Raw genomic sequence first — 16,323 nt, 5'->3', positions numbered from 1 at the left:
GCAGACCAGCAGCTACCGGCCACCCAAAACCCCGCTGTCCGCGCGCCGCAGGCGCCCGGACAGCGCAGAAACCTCATCTGTGGATCAAGGCTTAGACTCCAGCCCGGCACATTCCCACGCGCAGAAGGGATTCCGGGTGGCGCACGGTCAGCGAATCGGCTACATCAGGGTCAGCACCGACGACCAGAACACCGAGCGACAGCTCGACGGCGTACCCATCGACAAGACCTTCACCGACAAGGCGTCCGGCAAGGACCGCGAACGCCCGCAGCTGGTGGCACTGCTGGACTACGTCCGCGACGGCGACACCGTGGTCGTGCATTCCATGGACCGGCTCGCCCGCAGCCTCGACGATCTGCGCCAGCTGGTGCGCGGGCTGACCGAGCAGCAGATCAAGGTCGAGCTCGTCAAAGAGGGCCTCACCTTCACCGGCGACGACACCCCGATGGCCAACCTGCTGCTGAACATGATGGGCGCGGTCGCCGAATTCGAACGCACCCTGATCCTCGAGCGCCAGCGCGAGGGCATCGCCAAGGCCAAGACCCGCGGCGTCTACAAGGGCCGCAAACCCTCCCTCACGACCGAGCAGGCCCACGCACTACGCGCCCGCGCCGCCGCCGGTGAGTCGAAAGCAAAGCTGGCCAAGGAATTCGGGTACACCGCGACACTGTGTACAGCTACCTCAAGGCCCTGCCCACGCTCCCCGCCGACCAGCGGACGCTGATCCGGTAAGGCGGACCCTTTCAGGGCCCACTCGTCTGCTGCTGCACCACTTCGGCTCAGCGTTCAAGCTTGGACCAGCGTTCGGCGCGGACTGGCGGGTCATGCCGGCGGCCTTGCCGATTGCTTCCCACGACTTCGCGGTTGACGGTTGGCGTGCTCGAAGAGGGCCCGACACCCCCGCCGCACCGCAGACGACACCACCACCCACCCGGCGGCCACCGACGTCGGCACGCGGAAAGGGTGCCCGCAAGAAACGCCGACACCGCCGCCGCTGACCGGGCCGACGCAAGCGCGGGGCGGGTGACTAGACGCCGGTCCACCGCTGCCGGATGGACCGAAGCATTTGCTGAAACCGCCGAAAGATCAGGGAAACCAGGCTGTATGACGCTTCACCGCACTCCACCACAATGCCCACCCTCGGCGTACCATCAGGTCGCACATGGTATTGGAATGTTCGTCTTTCAACTTGGATGAACGTCGTAGAGGTGAGCGGGTCGAGGAGCTGTTCCCCCACAGATGGGATGGGGAAGGCCTGATTCTGCTCAAAGTCGTAGCCCTGCCTTTGGCCCTGCGGGTCGGTCCATCGTATTTCGAGAGCGAACTCCATGATCTCCTTCCCCAACAGTCGAAACGCTCGGGCCAACGCAACCTAGCGTCAACTCGAGACAGAAGCTCGGATCTCGGTGCCCGTGTTGGGGTGCCGGTAAGAATCGCACCACCCGGGGCCTCGGGGGCATGACGGTGACTAGCGTCAGCGAGACGCTCTGGCCGTGGGACGTTTCCGCAGGTGGGGCGCTGCACGCAGCAGTGTCACGCCATCCTGGCTACCCTCGCTGTCCACTCATCTGGTCCCATACCTGAATCCGACGTTCGATCACCGCGACCCGTTCCGCCCGACACGCGCCTGCTGCGAGGCCGCACGAAAATGTCAGTGACCCGCCGCCGTATTGCCTTACCTACGAGGGGCAGACTTCCGGCGTATTCATGTCGCCACCCTAATACGTTGCTAGCCAATGGATTACGGCATATCTGCTCGATTTTCGGCGAAAACTACCGGGACCCCCTGGGGTCTCGCGGTCCAGGGTTCCGGGGAGGCCAGCCCGATGGCCTACGTCAGCACGGGCGGGCAACCCGCTGTCGTCGCATGATCGAATCGCTGTGTGAGCCCGACACCCTGACACAGCTGTGGGGCGGTGTCGGGGTGCCGGGCCGCGGCGGGTTCATCGGGGGTAGGTGGTGTAGCGGGTGTGGTCGGGGTGGTCGGCGTCGGCGGGGATGATGACAATCGGTGTGGGTGTGCCTTCGGGGTTGCCGTGGCTGACGGTGCTGAAGGAGAAGGTGCCGCCGGTGCAGCCGGGGATGGCGAAGGCGTCGTGGATGTTGCGGAGTTGGCCGCGGACCTCGTCGTGGTTGGGCTGGGTTTTGCCGGTGGGAGGGGTGGCCAGGCGGGCAGCCCTGGCCGCGGTGAAGACGGCGTCGTGGGTCAGGCAGGTGTAGGCGTCGGCGTCGGCGGCCAGGAATCCGGCGGTGGTGAGGGCGGTGAGGTAGTCGGTGTATCCGCGGGGTGGGTTGCCGTCGGGCAGTGACCAGGTGTGGGGATCGACGACTCCGGCGTAGACGATCGTGAGCTTTGCCGCGCGTAGCTCGTCGGTCATGGTGCGGTCGATGTGGGTCAGGGCCGAGCTGGCGGTCATGATGACCATGGGTCGGTCTGCGCAGTTGCGGGTGCTGAGGGCTTCGATGAATTTCTCCAGGTCCCCGATGCGGCCGGCGTAGAGGATGACCTTGGCGTCGCTTTGGCAGATGCTGATGTCGGTGTTGTAGAACATGTCGGGCCGCTCGTTGCTGGGGATGGATTCCCCGGTGAACTCCAGGGCGCGGCGCGTGCCGATCCAGGATCCGAGTTGGTCGTTGAAGGCTGTGGTGAGCGAGCCGGTGTAGAGGTCTCCGCGGGTTTCGGAGTTGTCGTCCCACACGACGAGGGCGGAGTCGAGCCCGGGTCGGGTGTGCAGGTAATCGGCCAGAGCGGCGACGAGGTCGCTGGTGTCAGGGACGACGCGGATCATCCCAGGGATGTGGGTGTAGTCGAGTTCGTCGGCGGTGGTGATCGCGCCGATGACGGGGATTCCCTTCTGTGTCAGGGCCTTCGCGGCGTCGCGGGTGGCGTTCACGCTGGTTCCCAGCGCGATCACCGCGACCAGCCGCTGGCCGGGATCGCCGGCCAACTTGATCAGTTTGTCGACCGGGTCGTGCCACTGGTCCTGCTGGCTGCCGACGTTGGCCAGCAGCAACCGGATTCGCGGTCGCGGGCTGCCCACCGGCGAGCTGCCGCTATTGGCCCGCTGCTGGGCGACGGCGGCGCCGATGAGCATCTGACGTGCTTGCTCGGTGCTCAGCTGTCCCGGCAGTGTCGGAGACTGTGTCAGCGGACCGAGCAGGGCGACGTCGACGTAGTCGCCGCCGCTACTGGCTGCGCGATTCTGGGCGGTGATCTGGTCGATGACCGGGGTCAGCGCGGGGTCGAACTGGTCGAACAGCTCCGGCCCGGTGACCCCGACACACTCCGCAGGTGTCCCCGCCATCGACAACCCGGCCGCGACACAGCGGTGATCGGCGGCGGACACCGAGCTCGGGCGCAGTCCCACCACCAGCCCGGCCACCACCACGATCACGGCGATCACGACGACCGAGGCCGCGAGCCACGGCCGCCGCCGAACCAGGCCAACGAGCCACGCCCTCCGGCCGGACCAGCCAGGCCCAGGGGCCTTCGAGGATTCCTCGCCCGGACCGAGCGCCCGGACCGGCTGCTCGGTCGGCTGCTCGGTCGGCTCGGGCTCAGGCGGTTCGGTCGGCTGCGCGGTCGGCTCGGGTGGGTCATGGATCACGCGAGGACGGCTGGCGTCGAGCCAACGTCGGTGCCACACACCGACTTCGGCGTCCAGCTCGGCGTCACTGTTATCGGGGTGAAGCAGCCGCTGGCTGACCCTCACGATCCGGTCGGTCACCTCCGCCGACGGCATCGGGGAGGTCTCGCCGAACGCCTTCGACAGCGTGGCTTCACCGACATTCGCCCTCGTGGCGACTTGCTGCTGGGTCAACACCGGGTCGACGCTGTAGCGGGCCCGGGTGACCAACTCCTTCAGCTGGCGTTTGAATGCGAGAATCTTGGCAGGGTCGGGCATCATGCCCGCCGAAGGGTGGACGAGGACCCCTGCGAGGGCGTCAGCAGCCGGGCAGCGATCTCAGCGGCCGCGACCCCGGCCGCCCCGATCACCGCGACCGCGGTGCCCGGCGCGATGCCCCTGGCCACCAACACGATCGTGGACACGATCACGACGATCAGAATCACCACCCGCAGCACCGACTGCCTCGGCAAATGGGTGTCCCACGGATACGGCGGTCGAATCACGTCGATCATCACCGATCACCTACTTCCCCAAATCGAAAACTGGCCCGGACGAAACCGGAGGTTTGATGCCCGAGCCCTGTTACCGAGAACCCGTCCCCTGCACCGGATTGCCTGCAAGCAATCGGTGAGAGTGACGGCGGTAACAGGGCCCTGTGAGACGAGGCTCGCACCCGAAACCGGGTCGCGCCACAAGAAAGAGTTTCCGATTCCTTTACCTAGCTCCCAGGCCCTTGTGACGGCCATCGAGAGCCGAGAAACCTGACGCATCAGCAAGTTTCAGGCAATGCGCTACCAGTTGGAAATAGGTGATGTGGGTGAGCGCGGAAAGCGCGAAACCCGGGATCGCCTGCCAGGAAACCGCTTTCATCGAGTCGTGGACCCAGGCCTTCCCAGGGAGGGGGATTTCGGCAGCTGGACGTGGTCCTGAGACCGGATGCATTGGTATGACGAACCCACCCAGCGGTCCCCGGAGGCCGTCGCGGACAAGCGGGCGCCTAGGAAGTTCGCCGGGTGGCCAACCTCCTAGGCGGAGCAGGTTCGAATCCTGCCGAGGGCACGAACCTGCAACAGAGGTTTCCGCAGTTCAGGGCGATTTGCAACGTCGCAGGGGCCATAGTAGGCCGACGTTGGGTAGCACATCCCAGGTCGGATGTCGCAGGTTCGTGCCTTGGGTCACCAACCCGCGACACGGAATTCGGCATATTGGTCCGCCTGCATCTCGAGATGCAGTGCCTGGCACGGATTCTGTGGTCGCACAGAGCCGTCGGCGCTTGTCCGGTTCGGACAAGCCTGCTTCGAACGAGGCGTGGGTGATGTCGTGGCGGGAGCGCAGGGTGTCGGGGTGGTCAGCGGCCAGGACCCGCATCCGGTCGACGAGATTCTGTTCGAACAACTCGATCGCTTCGGTCACGCGGCCCGCCACCGGAATTCGTCGCCCAGCTGATCAGCTTGCCAGGGCGGTTCAGTCACCACGGACGTTGGACTAGGCGCCCCTCTCGCGCCCCTGAGCGAGCGCCGGGAATCGGTCAGAGCGCCCGCTTCAGCCCGACGTGACTGTTGTCGTACCCGAGCCGCGCATAAAAGGCGTGAGCCCGCTCGCGCGCCCGGTCTGTGGTGACCTGCGCGAGCGTCGCACCTCGGTGCCTGCCGTGGTCGTGTGCCCACTCGAGCATCGCGGTTCCGATGCCGCGAGAGCGTTCCGAGGCAGCGACCCGGACTCCCTCGATCTGGAGGCGGGTGGCGCCGCCGCGGGACAGCCCCGGAATGATGGTGAGCTGCATGGTGCCGACGATCCGGTCGCCCTCGTCCCGGACCACGGCCAGATAGTGCGACGGGTCCCTGGTGACGGCGTCGTATGCCTCCTCGTAGCGGGAAATTTCGAAACCTTCGCGGGTACGGCCAATCTCGTCGTCGGAGAGCAGCGCGACCAGCGCTGGCACGTCGGCACGCCCCGCCCGCTGCACACGATAGATCCGGTCGCCGAGTCGGAGCCGACCACCGACCGAAGCCCGTGCCCGTGACTGCAGTCGGGCGATCAGCGTGTCCAGCCAGGCGCCGACATGCCGCCGAGCTTCGGGAGTGTCCGGATACCGGCAGCGCAGGTGCAGCCCCGCCTCGTCGAGGATGAACCAGAGCATCACGCCATCGGTCCGAATCGTCGCGCCGACGTACTGCGCCTCCAATCCGGTCGCGTCGACTCGCACCGGCAGCCGACGCAGGTCCAGCCACGAAATCGCGAACATCCCCGGCGCCTCGGGCATCCCGCCCCACGGACGCAGGATGTCCTCCAGTGGCCAGGACCCCATCCGGACGGCCTCCTTCACCGCCTCCGCGCTGGCACGGGGATCGGAGTCGGCCGACTCGAGCACCGAGTTGGTGATGAACCACCCCACCGAGTCGTGCCAGGTGGTGTCGTACCGACTGTGCACCGGAAACACGGCCCGCAGTGCGGTGCCGGCCAACTCGTGGGTCACCTCGGTCATCGCCCCCACCACCAGCGCCAAGGTCGAGACGCCGTCGTCGCGGGCCTGCGCCGAGAACGCGGCGCTGTCGTCGACGTCGAGGACATCGCGCACCTCCACGCGCTCCTCCTGCAACGTCGCCTCACCCAGCGGCAGCGGGAACCGTGGCATCACATCGCCGCTGCCCGCCAGCACCTCAGCCCAGCGGCGGTGCACCTCGTCGGGTGCCGGCGGGCGGTCCCGCAGCGCGCGGGTGTGCTCCGCGAAGGCGGGGGCGGGCGGCAACGACGGTGCACGACCCTTCTGCACCGCGGCCAGCGCGGTGAGCAGGTCGCGCGCGATCACCAGCATCGACCACATGTCGACGTGCGCGTGGTCGGCGGCGACCACCACGGTCGGACCTACCGCTGTCTCGAGCACGCAGAGCCGGTACGACGGACGACTGTACGGTGAACAAGCACGGTCCAGCACGGCGCGGAGCGCATCGTTGACCGCCTGCCCCGGAGCGATCACATGCTCGACCCAGCCGCCGGGGCGGATATCGACCTCGTGCAGCCGAGGCTCGCCGTCCTCGCCCGGCACGAAGACCGACCGCAGCGTGCCGTGCCGCTCGATCACCGCCAGCCAGGCGGTCGCGAGTTCGTCGGGCGGTACCGGCGCGGAGAGCCTGAAGGACAACGCCATCCAGGATCCCGCTCGGTCGCCGGCGCCGACGTGGCGCCGCTGGTCGAAGGACACCGGAAGCGACCGGCCCACCCGACCCGCAGTGACGTCGAAGCCCAGCAGGCGGCCGAACGGCAGGCGCAAGTGCGCGACGTTGGTCAGCCGCATGACGGTATCCTAGGCTCCTTCCCGAGCGATCGCCGTCTCACCAGCACCCTGGAGCCGCCGTGCCGACCTTCCGTGTTCCCGGCGCCGACCTCGACGTGGAACTGAGCGACGAGGGCGGCCACCCCGTCGTCCAACTCCACGGCCTCACCTCCAGCCGCCACCGCGACCGTCTGATGGACCTCGATCTCGGCCGCGGACTCAGCGGAACCCGACTGCTGCGGTACGACGCGCGCGGCCACGGCCACTCGACGGGCCGTACCGTCCCCGAGGACTATCGGTGGCCGGTTCTGGCCGATGACCTGCTGAACCTGCTCGACCACTGGTTCCCCGGTGAACAGGTGCACGGTGTCGGTCCTTCGATGGGCACCGGGACACTGCTGCATGCCGCTGTCCGCGATCCTGCCCGATTCACCGGCCTCACCCTGCTGGTGCCAGCGACCGCCTGGCGCACCCGCGCCGCGAAGGCCGACATCTACCGGAAGAATGCCCGCTTGATCGAGGAGCAGGGACTCGACGCCTTCCTCGGTGCCGATCTCACCGTGCCTCGCCCGCCGGCCACCGTCGGAACGCCGGAAACCGTGCCGGATGTCGCCGAGCACCTACTGCCCTCACTGTTCCGCGGGGCAGCGATGAGCGACCTGCCCGCCCCCGAGGCGATCGCCGCGATCGAGGTGCCGACCACGGTGTTGGCCTGGATCGACGACCCCGCCCATCCGGTGTCGACCGCCGAGGCCCTGGTGGACCTGCTGCCGACGGCCACACTGGAGGTGGCGCACACACCGGCCGATCTCGCACGCTGGCCGAGCATCCTGTGCGAGGACGTAGCACGACACGGGTAGGCACGACGCCCTAGCGATTCGTTCTGGGGCCAACCGCCCAATACGATCGCCCGTGCCCCACGGCTCGCCGTCGGCCGGTCCGACTGGGGCCCGAGCGCCCAAATGTACGCTCTGGCTACACGGAACTGATCGAATCGGTCCCAGGACGGGTGCATAACAGCCGAGCGCCAGCCGGATCTCATGTGGCGCAGCGCCAGGCCGCACGCCCCGCGCCCGCCGGTGATGCCACCACCAGCGTCGTGAACAACGTTGCGGCACAGAACTATTCGTTGCCATGCGCTTGTGGTCGGCTCCGCCGGTGGCGGATCACCGGAACGTCAGCAACACATATCGACCAATCGAACCTCCATTCAGTAGTGATGGTGACGTGATCCCTGCTCAGTCGAGCCGCTTCGGACTGCATAAGGTGGGCGGGCCGTGTGGGTGTGTGCGCTTCACCGACAAATGCGACGAATTCGTGGTGCGGGCCGGCTACCCGGACCACCGCCGCAGATCTGCTCTGCACCGCGAATGATGCTTCTGGGCAGACGTTTTCAACCGAAGCCGGTAGCGTGTGCGCTGCGCGAACGTCGAGCCACCGGCCGTAGCCGGAGCGGCGCGAAACCAGACATGGCACGTTGCCGTGCGAAGGCGAGGGGGTTCGATACGGCAACAACCTGAACAGTAATCCCCATCGCCATTTCGTCATCTTTTCCTGTTCTGAGATCGTCGCCGCCGTTCCGCCGACCACCGTCCGCAGGCAGTCCGCAGGCGCGCCAGATCCACCCAATCCCACCAACGAAGCCAGCGGAAGATCCTCTGCTCAGATGTCGAATCCCCCCAAATGCCAACGTCACCCGTCACACGCAAACGTCGAGATCAGCTACCTTGAAAACCGTCGTGGTTCACGCCACCGTGGGTTCAAATCCCACACCCACCGCAGGTCGGGCGCGGTCTCTACGATCATCGCCCCCTCGACGAGGGGCTCCGTCCGCAGCGGTACATGAAGCCGCGTTCGGCCTGGTCAACGGTGCGCGTCGGGGTTCTCGCCGCAGGTCGTGGCGTCCAGGGAGTTGCCGAGTCCGGCCGTAGGACAGACGGGCGAGCCCGATGTCGGGGCACACGCCGCAACCCTCGGACCTGAGATGGCTCATTTGGTTAGTCACCGGCCTGTGTGCGATATCGATCGGACCACGCCGGTGAATCGACCTAACCAGGCATTTGCCGCGTGATCGGCTACGGTTCGGCGTCGAGGGTTCCTTGTGAGACAGCCGCGCATTTTCACCGTGACGATAGCGAGGATCTGTGACGAACCGCGCTCGTTTCACCCGATGCATAGTGGCATCCATGATGGTGGCCGCGGCTGTGGCCTGCGGCGCCGCGCCCGCCACGGCTCAGCCGTTGGATGAGGCGCCCGGGGGAACGCCTGCCGCGGTCTGGACCCCGTGCCCCGACCACCCGGATTTCGAATGCACCACCGTGCCGGCACCATTGGACTACCAGCATCCCGACAGGCGCACGATCGAGCTGGCGGTCATCCGACACCGGGCAACCGACCCCGCGCATCGGATCGGCAGCCTGCTGTTCAACCCAGGCGGGCCGGCAGGAGCAGGAACCACAGTCCTCCCAATCGCATATCCGCTCTTCCCACTCCAGATCCAGGAACGGTTCGACATCGTCAGCTGGGATCCGCGCGGGGTCGGTGAATCGACCTCCGTCCAATGCTTCGACGATAAGGCGGAGTTCGATGCTTGGTTCGCGCAGTTGCCTGTGGGGTTTCCGGTCGGCCACGAGCAGGAGCAGCGGTGGATCGACCTGTACGCCGAGCTCGGCCGGGGTTGCGAGCGGCGTGATCCGGCCTTGTTGCGGTTCGTCTCCACCACCGACTCGGCGTACGACATCGATCTGCTGCGCAGAGTCCTCGGCGAACAGCTGGTGACCTACTTCGGGGTCTCCTACGGGACGCTGCTGGGCGCCACCTACGCCAACCTTTTCCCCGACCGGGTCCGGGCGATGGTGCTGGACGGCAATATCGATCCGTCTGCGTGGTACGACTGGAATCCGGTGTTGTCGACCTTCCTACGGCAGGCATCCGACCTGGGAACGGCCAAGACGCTGGAACAGTTCTTGAACCTGTGCAGCCAAGCAGGCCCGATCCGCTGCCCGTTCTCGGCCGGCAGTGCGGTGGCGACCCGAGCGAAGTACGAGGCACTGCTGCACCGCCTGCTCATCCACCCGCAGGACGGGTTCACCTACGCCGCCACCGCCAACGCCGTGCGCGCTAATCTGTATACCGTCCATGCCACCGCCGGTTCCCCAGCGAACTGGACGGCGCTGGCCGAGCTGCTGCAGCAGCTGTGGCTGGGCGCAACGCCGCAGATGCCCGACCCGGGCGAGAATCGCCTGGTGGACCGGTCCTCGACAGCGCTGAGCGACTCCTCCTGGGAAGGTTCGGCCCAACAGCAAAAGTACACGGGCGTCGAGCAGCCCTTGGCGATCATATGCGGCGAGAGTCCCAACCCGCGCGATCCGCACAGCTACGGCGCCATGGCGAAGTTCAGTACCGTTCGAGCCGGTACGGTCGGGCCCTTCTGGGCGTGGGTGACCGAGGCGTGCTCCACCTGGCCCGCCAAGGCCGCCCATCGCTACACCGGCCCGTGGGGCCGCTCCGCGACACCGATCCTCACCGTCAACGCCATCTACGATCCCGCCACCCCGTACCACAACGCCCTGGCCATGACCGCCCAACTGCACAACGCCAGGCTGCTTACCGTCGCTGGATACGGGCACACCACGCTGTTCAACCCGAGCAGCTGCGCGAAAGCCTACGAGAGCGACTACGTCATCCGTGGCGCGCTGCCCCCACCCGGCACGGTCTGCCAGCAGGACGTCCCACCGTTCACTTGACACCACCTCCAGCAGATCCACCCCGACAGGCTGACGACCAACGGCGCCGATCACAATCGCGGCGGTGGCCATCTGGTGGCCGCACGGCGTGCGCGCCACCGAACAATGCCTGGTCGCAAGGACGCTGGGCGAACATGCCTGACGTGTGTGACGTGCACAAATGATCCGGATGCGAATCTGGGGGTCAAGTGGTCGCAGGTTCAAATCCTGTCAGCCCGACAGGCGAAAGCCCCTCTGACCTCGGCGGAGGGGCTTTTAGTCTATTCGACCACTCGATAGGTGGTGACCATCTGGTGGCTGCTTCGTTGCCTCGAGGTGCACCCAAACGAGATTCCGCCCACGCTGGTGGCATCCACCCGGGCGCTCCGGCGACCTCTGATGTGCGTGTTCCGCAGTCCGCTGTTGCATTTCGCGCCTGCGAGGCCGAGAAGTATCCGCAGTATCGGTCATCGATGACACCGGGCAGCTGCAGACCGCGTCCGTGCGAATCCGATGACGATCGACGGTTGCAGTTCTATCGAGCGAGTATCGGCGCCCAGAGCCAACTCGATCAACTGCCGGACCTACCCGTATTACCGAGGAATCGAGCAACTCCGAGGCGAGCGATGACCGACCTGGCCATCGGGCCGAGAACTCCGCTCGGCACGGGAGCCGTCAAACGGCGCGCTTTCATCGACCGGTGTCATAGCCGACCGGAGAGGCGGGAGGCAAGAGCGTCGAGGGCGAGGTTCACGGCGAACTCGTATTCCGCGGCGCCATCGAAGCGGGCCAGCTGGTGCGCGGCGGCCGAAACGGCGGGTAGGCCACTGTTCTCCAGGATCGACTGGCGTTGCGCTATCCCAGCAGCGTCGGTGGTACCGAAGGTAGGCACAGCGTTGACTTCTCGAAGCAGCGCACCGATGAGCGTGGCAATGAGGGCCCGGAGGAGATGGACCGATTCGTCGGGAGGACAGCCGGCTTCGCGCAGAACCGCCAGGACCGCCTCGATTGGTGCGAGCCCTTCGAATGAAGCGAGCTGGCGCGTGAGCACGAGGGACGCCGCCTCCGGATGGAGCAGTGCGCGCTCGCGGAAGCCTGTGGCGATCGCGTACAGGTCGAATCGCAGATCACCGGTGATTTCGGGCAGCGCGATGGAGCCCAGCAGATGCTCGGCAACGGCATCGAGCAGGCCATCCTTGCTATCGACGTGGTTATAGAGGCTCTTGGCGTCCGCGCCGAGTACACGACCTACCGCTCGCATGCTGACCCCACCAACGCCGTCCGCGTCGATGACCTTCAACGTCGCCTCGACGATGGCCTCACGGGAGAGCTGCCGCTCGCCCTTCGGGGGGCGCCCACGGCGCGGAGTGCTGGTGGTCATGGCCCTCATTCTGCCGGAATGCCTTGCATTAATCCACAACGTGGGTATAACGTGGAACACATTAACCCACACCGTGGATAAAGGAGTGGCCATGCGTTTCCCCTGGGGATCAACCGACGTAGTGGACCTGCCGGGCATCGGCGATGCGATCGATACATTGACCGTCCCGACCGCAAACGACGGCGGGCCCGGTACACGGTTGCGCCTGGCCCGAGACCAGGGCCTCGCATTTCGCCGCGAGTTCCCCTCGACAGGCATGCCGGACAGCGTGGTGACCTGCGACCTCGTCACGCTCCCCTACCCCACCCGGTTCGGGCTGTTCCGGGCGTCCCGGGCGTTGGCACCGTTCCTGTCGATCACCAACCGGATGCTGGTGATCCGATGGACCGAGACCGATGGCAGGCGACGAGTGCTGCTCTTCGAACCCTCCGACCACGAACTCGGGCGGTATACGCCCTACTTCGACAGTCTTTCGCGACGCACGCCGGGCGTGGTCGGACGGCAGCTGGTCCGCGAGCACGGAACTGTGGTCGAACACCTTGCCCGACTTGGCATTTCACCGATGGATGTCGACTACTTGATGTTCGACCACCTGCACACTCAGGACCTTCGGCGCTGGGTCGGGACCACGGCGTATCAGGATGACCTGAACGAGCAGCCGAAGGCGATCTTCCCGAAGGCGAAGGTCATCGTGCAGCGCGATGAGCTCGCGGGGATGGCCGAACTGCATCCGATCCAGCGGCCCTGGTATCAACCCGCGACTTACCGCGACGTCCCGCCCGACGCCTTCCTCCCCATCGAAGGATCAGTGGTACTCGGACCGGGTATCGCGGTCATCAAGACGCCCGGACACGTATTCGGCAACCAGAGCCTCGTTCTGAACACATCAACTGGAATATGGGTGAGCAGTGAGAACGTGATCGCCGCCGAGGCCCTCACCCCCGAACACTCGAAGCTGCCGGGTCTGGCCAAATGGGCGCGATCGTGGCAGCAGGAAATCGTGCTCAACGCCAACACCATCGAAACCACCGTCGATCAGTACAACTCGATCATCCTCGAGAAGACCCTCGCCGACCGGAGTCAGTCCGACCCCCGGTTCCTACAGTTCTTCCCCTCCAGCGAGCTCACCGGCGTATGGACCAATCCCGGTACGTCACCGACCTTCTCGCACCGTCACATCAGTCACGGCTGACCGCTCAGGCCAACCACCCAGAGCCCATCAGGAGCCACCTCATGTCCCGATTCACCCTGCCTCCCGAAGACGTCCTGCGAGCCCGCGAGAAGCTCGTCCTGGACCATTTCCGCGACGAAGTTCGCCAGGACTGGGACGCCACCCTGTCCACCTTCCCGCATCCCCACTACGAGCTCATCGCACAAATGATCGTCCACGACGGCGACAGCGAAGTGCGCGGGTACTACCACGACACTCGCGTGGCTTTCCCCGACCAGGACCACGAAATCATCGCTTTCCGCCATGCCCATGATGCGGTGATTGTCGAATTCTGGCTGACGGGAACACATCTGGGCCCGCTGGGCAAGATCCCCGCCACCAGTTCCCGACACCGCACCCGGATGACCGCCTACTTCGTCTTCGACGCCGACGAGCATCTGATCATCGAGCGAATCTACTTCGACCAGCTCACCATCCTCAAGCAACTGGTCGGCGGGCTCGACAAGAAGAATCCCGCCGACCTGCTCAAACTCGGCCGAGCCGTGGTCGGAGCACTGACGATGGCCGGGACCGAAGCGGACCCACGCCTGACCGACACCACCGCCCCCGATCTGAACGACTGACACCGAGTCCAGGAGAATCACAATGACAATGCGCGCACTTGTCGGTGGCAAAGGCCCGGAATGGGAGCTCGAAGAGACCCCACTCCCCGAACAGCTCGGGGCGATCCGGATCCAGGTGATGGCGGCCGGCCTCAACCGCGCCGACCTCTACGCTCTCGGCGGCTCCTACACCGCCGCCGGGCAAACCACCGGAACGTTCACCGCGGGAATGGAAGTCGCGGGCATCGTCGAACGGTCGAGCCTGCTTGCCCCGAACCTTCCGGTCGGCACCCGGGTCATGGGCATCACCGCCGGCGCATTCGCAGACTATGCGCTGTGCCACCCGCGGATGGTGGTTCCGATCCCCGAACACCTCAGCTTCGAGGAAGCGGCGACTCTTCCGGTCGGCCTCATCACCGAGCATGACGCACTGGTCACGCAGGCCGAGTTCACGGTCGGCGACACGGTTCTCATCGTGGGTGGAACAAGCTCCGTAGGGCTCGTCGGAATCCAGCTCGCCAAAGCACTCGGAGCTAGCACGGTTATCGCGACCACCACCACCGAGGACAAGCGTGCCGCCCTCGTAGCCGCCGGGGCCGACATCACCATCAACACCGCGACCCAGAACCTCACCGAGGCGGTGCTCGCGTCCACAGCGGGCAAAGGCGCCGACATCACCCTCGACCACGTCGGCGGTGACCTGTTCGCCCAACTGCCCGCGGCAACCAGCATCGGCGGACGGATAGTGAGCATCGGTCGTCTCGCCGGTCAGGCGACTTCGCTGAACTTGGACACCGTCGCCTTCCGGCGGCAGAAGCTCATCGGCACCACCTTCAGCATCCGCACCAGGAAGGAACTCGGCGACGTCGTCCAAGCCCTCATCCCCGAAGTCCTGCCCGCAGTTCAGGACGGCCGGATAGCGCCACACGTCGACAGCGTCCACGCGGTCGCGGACGCCAAGACCGCTGCCGATCGGCTCCGGGCGAACGAGGCCACCGGCAAGATCATCCTGTCATTCGCCGACGCACACACCGGGTCATCTCCCGCAGCCAGCCCCACCGCGAACATGTGGGGCACAATCGCGCAGATCGGCTATGTGGTACGCGACATCGAAGCCTCGATGCGCCACTTCACGGCCTGCGGCATCGGGCCCTGGTTCTACCTCAAGGGTGTCCGGCCCGCGAACTTCACCTACCGCGGTGAACCCTCCGACATGGCGATGGACGTCGCGGTCGCCAACAGCGGCGACATCCAGATCGAGCTCATCACCCCCGTCAACGATGCCCCATCGATGTATCGCGACTTCCTCGCCGCCGGCCACGAGGGGGTCCAGCACGTTGCCTACTGGTCCGATGATTATCAGAACCTCTACGACCGCGCACTCGCCGCCGGATTCACCGTCGGCCAGGAAGGCCAACTCGGCGGAGCCGACAGCCGATTCGCTTACTTCGAGACCGAACACCACCCCGGCACCGTCATCGAGATCTCCGACCTCGGCGGCTCGAAGAAGTTCATCTTCGATCTCATCAAGCTCGCCGCGGCAGGCTGGGATGGCAGCAACCCGATTCAAGAGATCGACGCCGACCTCATCGGTGGTGATCCCGCCGCGAAGGCCGCCATCCTCGAGGCGCTCGGATGAAAATCCATCACCTCAACTGCGGCACCATGCACCCCCGGGCGACCCCGGACGGCTTGGTCTGCCACGTCCTACTGGTCGAGGCGCCGAACGGGCTCGTCCTGATCGATTCGGGCCTCGGGCTGCAGGACGCCATCGATCCAGCAGCGAGGTTCGGCCCAGCGCGTTTCTACGTACGACCCGAGTTCGATACAGCCGAGGCCGCCATCGCCCAGGTGGCGCGACTCGGGTTCGACCCGGGCGATGTGCGCGACATCGTGCTGACTCACTTCGATGCCGACCACACCGGAGGATTGTCGGACTTCCCGCGGGCCAGGATTCACCTCACCGCGGCAGAGTACTTCGCCGCCACCCACCCGCGGGGAATCGTCGAACGGGAACGGTACCTGTCATCGCACCGCGCGCACGGCCCGAACATCGTCGAACACACCCCGGCGGAAGGCGAGTCATGGCGCGGATTTCCAGGGGCCAAGGAACTCACCGAGATCTCTCCCGGGATCGTTCTCATCAACCTGCCCGGTCACTCCCGCGGTCACGCGGCCATCGCCATCGATGCCGGTGACCGCTGGGTTCTTCACGCCGGCGATTCCTTCTACCACCGCGGCCAAATAGACGGGACCCGCAAGGCCCCGATCGCTCTCACCGCGATGGAACGCGTCATCGCTCACGACTGGAAGCGAGTTCAAGCCAATCACCGTCGGCTCGAGGAGCTATGGCGAACGGCCGACCCCGGCTTGACAATCGTCAACGCCCACGACCCTGGCCTGCTTCCTCTCGCTCGGAGGTAAGAACCAAAGGAACTATCCCCAACTGCAATCGGGACTTCGCCATGCGCCGCTCGGCGATCACTTCTGCTGCGCCGCACCCAGCCGAATCCGGCACTCCAGACGAATGTCGCTGAAAAA

The 16,323-nt window shown here is 66.0% G+C and carries 11 protein-coding genes and 1 pseudogene; 8 read left to right on the top strand and 4 right to left on the bottom strand.

Annotated features, from left to right (window positions below):
* Window positions 1–136 precede the first annotated feature (136 nt).
* A pseudogene (locus ACFXIV_RS45885) lies at window positions 137–732 on the top strand (recombinase family protein).
* A 1,211-nt stretch (window positions 733–1,943) separates the two neighbouring features.
* On the opposite strand, the gene ACFXIV_RS45880 reads toward ACFXIV_RS45885, so the two are convergent.
* The gene (locus ACFXIV_RS45880; protein ID WP_379403905.1) at window positions 1,944–3,908 is read right to left on the bottom strand and encodes an ABC transporter substrate-binding protein; all 1,965 of its coding nucleotides are present in this window, start codon (window positions 3,906–3,908) and stop codon (window positions 1,944–1,946) included.
* Window positions 3,905–4,141 (bottom strand): hypothetical protein, encoded by a 237-nt coding sequence (locus ACFXIV_RS45875; protein ID WP_379403906.1) that lies wholly within the window; start codon window positions 4,139–4,141, stop codon window positions 3,905–3,907. Before ACFXIV_RS45875 ends, ACFXIV_RS45880 begins: the two co-directional genes overlap by 4 nt.
* Window positions 4,142–4,937: 796 nt before the next feature.
* Between ACFXIV_RS45875 and ACFXIV_RS45870 the strand changes: the two genes are divergently transcribed.
* A complete protein-coding gene (locus tag ACFXIV_RS45870; RefSeq protein ID WP_379403907.1) occupies window positions 4,938–5,075 on the top strand; it encodes a hypothetical protein in 138 nt (45 codons plus the stop codon).
* A gap of 82 nt (window positions 5,076–5,157) precedes the next feature.
* On the opposite strand, the gene ACFXIV_RS45865 is transcribed toward ACFXIV_RS45870, so the two are convergent.
* Entirely contained in the window at window positions 5,158–6,924 is a 1,767-nt protein-coding gene (locus tag ACFXIV_RS45865) for a GNAT family N-acetyltransferase (RefSeq protein WP_379403908.1), read from the bottom strand.
* A gap of 59 nt (window positions 6,925–6,983) precedes the next feature.
* Between ACFXIV_RS45865 and ACFXIV_RS45860 the strand changes: the two genes are divergently transcribed.
* Together ACFXIV_RS45860 and ACFXIV_RS45855 are read left to right on the top strand one after the other, a co-directional pair.
* A complete protein-coding gene (locus ACFXIV_RS45860) occupies window positions 6,984–7,763 on the top strand; it encodes an alpha/beta fold hydrolase (RefSeq protein ID WP_379403909.1) in 780 nt (259 codons plus the stop codon).
* Between the two features lie 1,326 nt (window positions 7,764–9,089).
* Window positions 9,090–10,649, top strand: coding sequence for an alpha/beta hydrolase (locus ACFXIV_RS45855; RefSeq protein WP_379403910.1), 1,560 nt, complete (start codon window positions 9,090–9,092; stop codon window positions 10,647–10,649).
* 682 nt (window positions 10,650–11,331) lie between these two features.
* Here the strand turns inward: ACFXIV_RS45855 and ACFXIV_RS45850 are convergent.
* On the bottom strand, window positions 11,332–12,009 hold the full coding sequence (locus ACFXIV_RS45850) for a TetR/AcrR family transcriptional regulator (protein WP_379421474.1): 678 nt from the start codon (window positions 12,007–12,009) through the stop codon (window positions 11,332–11,334).
* On the opposite strand from ACFXIV_RS45850, the gene ACFXIV_RS45845 reads away from it, so the two are divergent.
* From ACFXIV_RS45845 to ACFXIV_RS45830, 4 genes are read left to right on the top strand one after another with little or no spacing between them, the layout of a single operon-like run.
* Entirely contained in the window at window positions 12,008–13,201 is a 1,194-nt protein-coding gene (locus tag ACFXIV_RS45845) for a hypothetical protein (protein WP_379421473.1), read from the top strand. The genes ACFXIV_RS45850 and ACFXIV_RS45845 overlap by 2 nt on opposite strands.
* A 41-nt stretch (window positions 13,202–13,242) precedes the next feature.
* Entirely contained in the window at window positions 13,243–13,803 is a 561-nt protein-coding gene (locus ACFXIV_RS45840) for an ester cyclase (RefSeq protein ID WP_379403913.1), read from the top strand.
* A 22-nt stretch (window positions 13,804–13,825) separates the two neighbouring features.
* Complete coding sequence (locus ACFXIV_RS45835) at window positions 13,826–15,421, top strand: zinc-binding dehydrogenase (RefSeq protein ID WP_379403914.1); 1,596 nt, start codon at window positions 13,826–13,828, stop codon at window positions 15,419–15,421.
* Entirely contained in the window at window positions 15,418–16,206 is a 789-nt protein-coding gene (locus ACFXIV_RS45830; RefSeq protein WP_379403915.1) for an MBL fold metallo-hydrolase, read from the top strand. Before ACFXIV_RS45835 ends, ACFXIV_RS45830 begins: the two co-directional genes overlap by 4 nt.
* Window positions 16,207–16,323 lie beyond the last annotated feature (117 nt).

This window comes from Nocardia sp. NPDC059236, from assembly GCF_042754085.1.
Classification (GTDB): domain Bacteria; phylum Actinomycetota; class Actinomycetes; order Mycobacteriales; family Mycobacteriaceae; genus Nocardia.
Note: the sequence above shows the minus strand (reverse complement) of the source record. Positions and strands in the feature narration are given on the sequence as shown.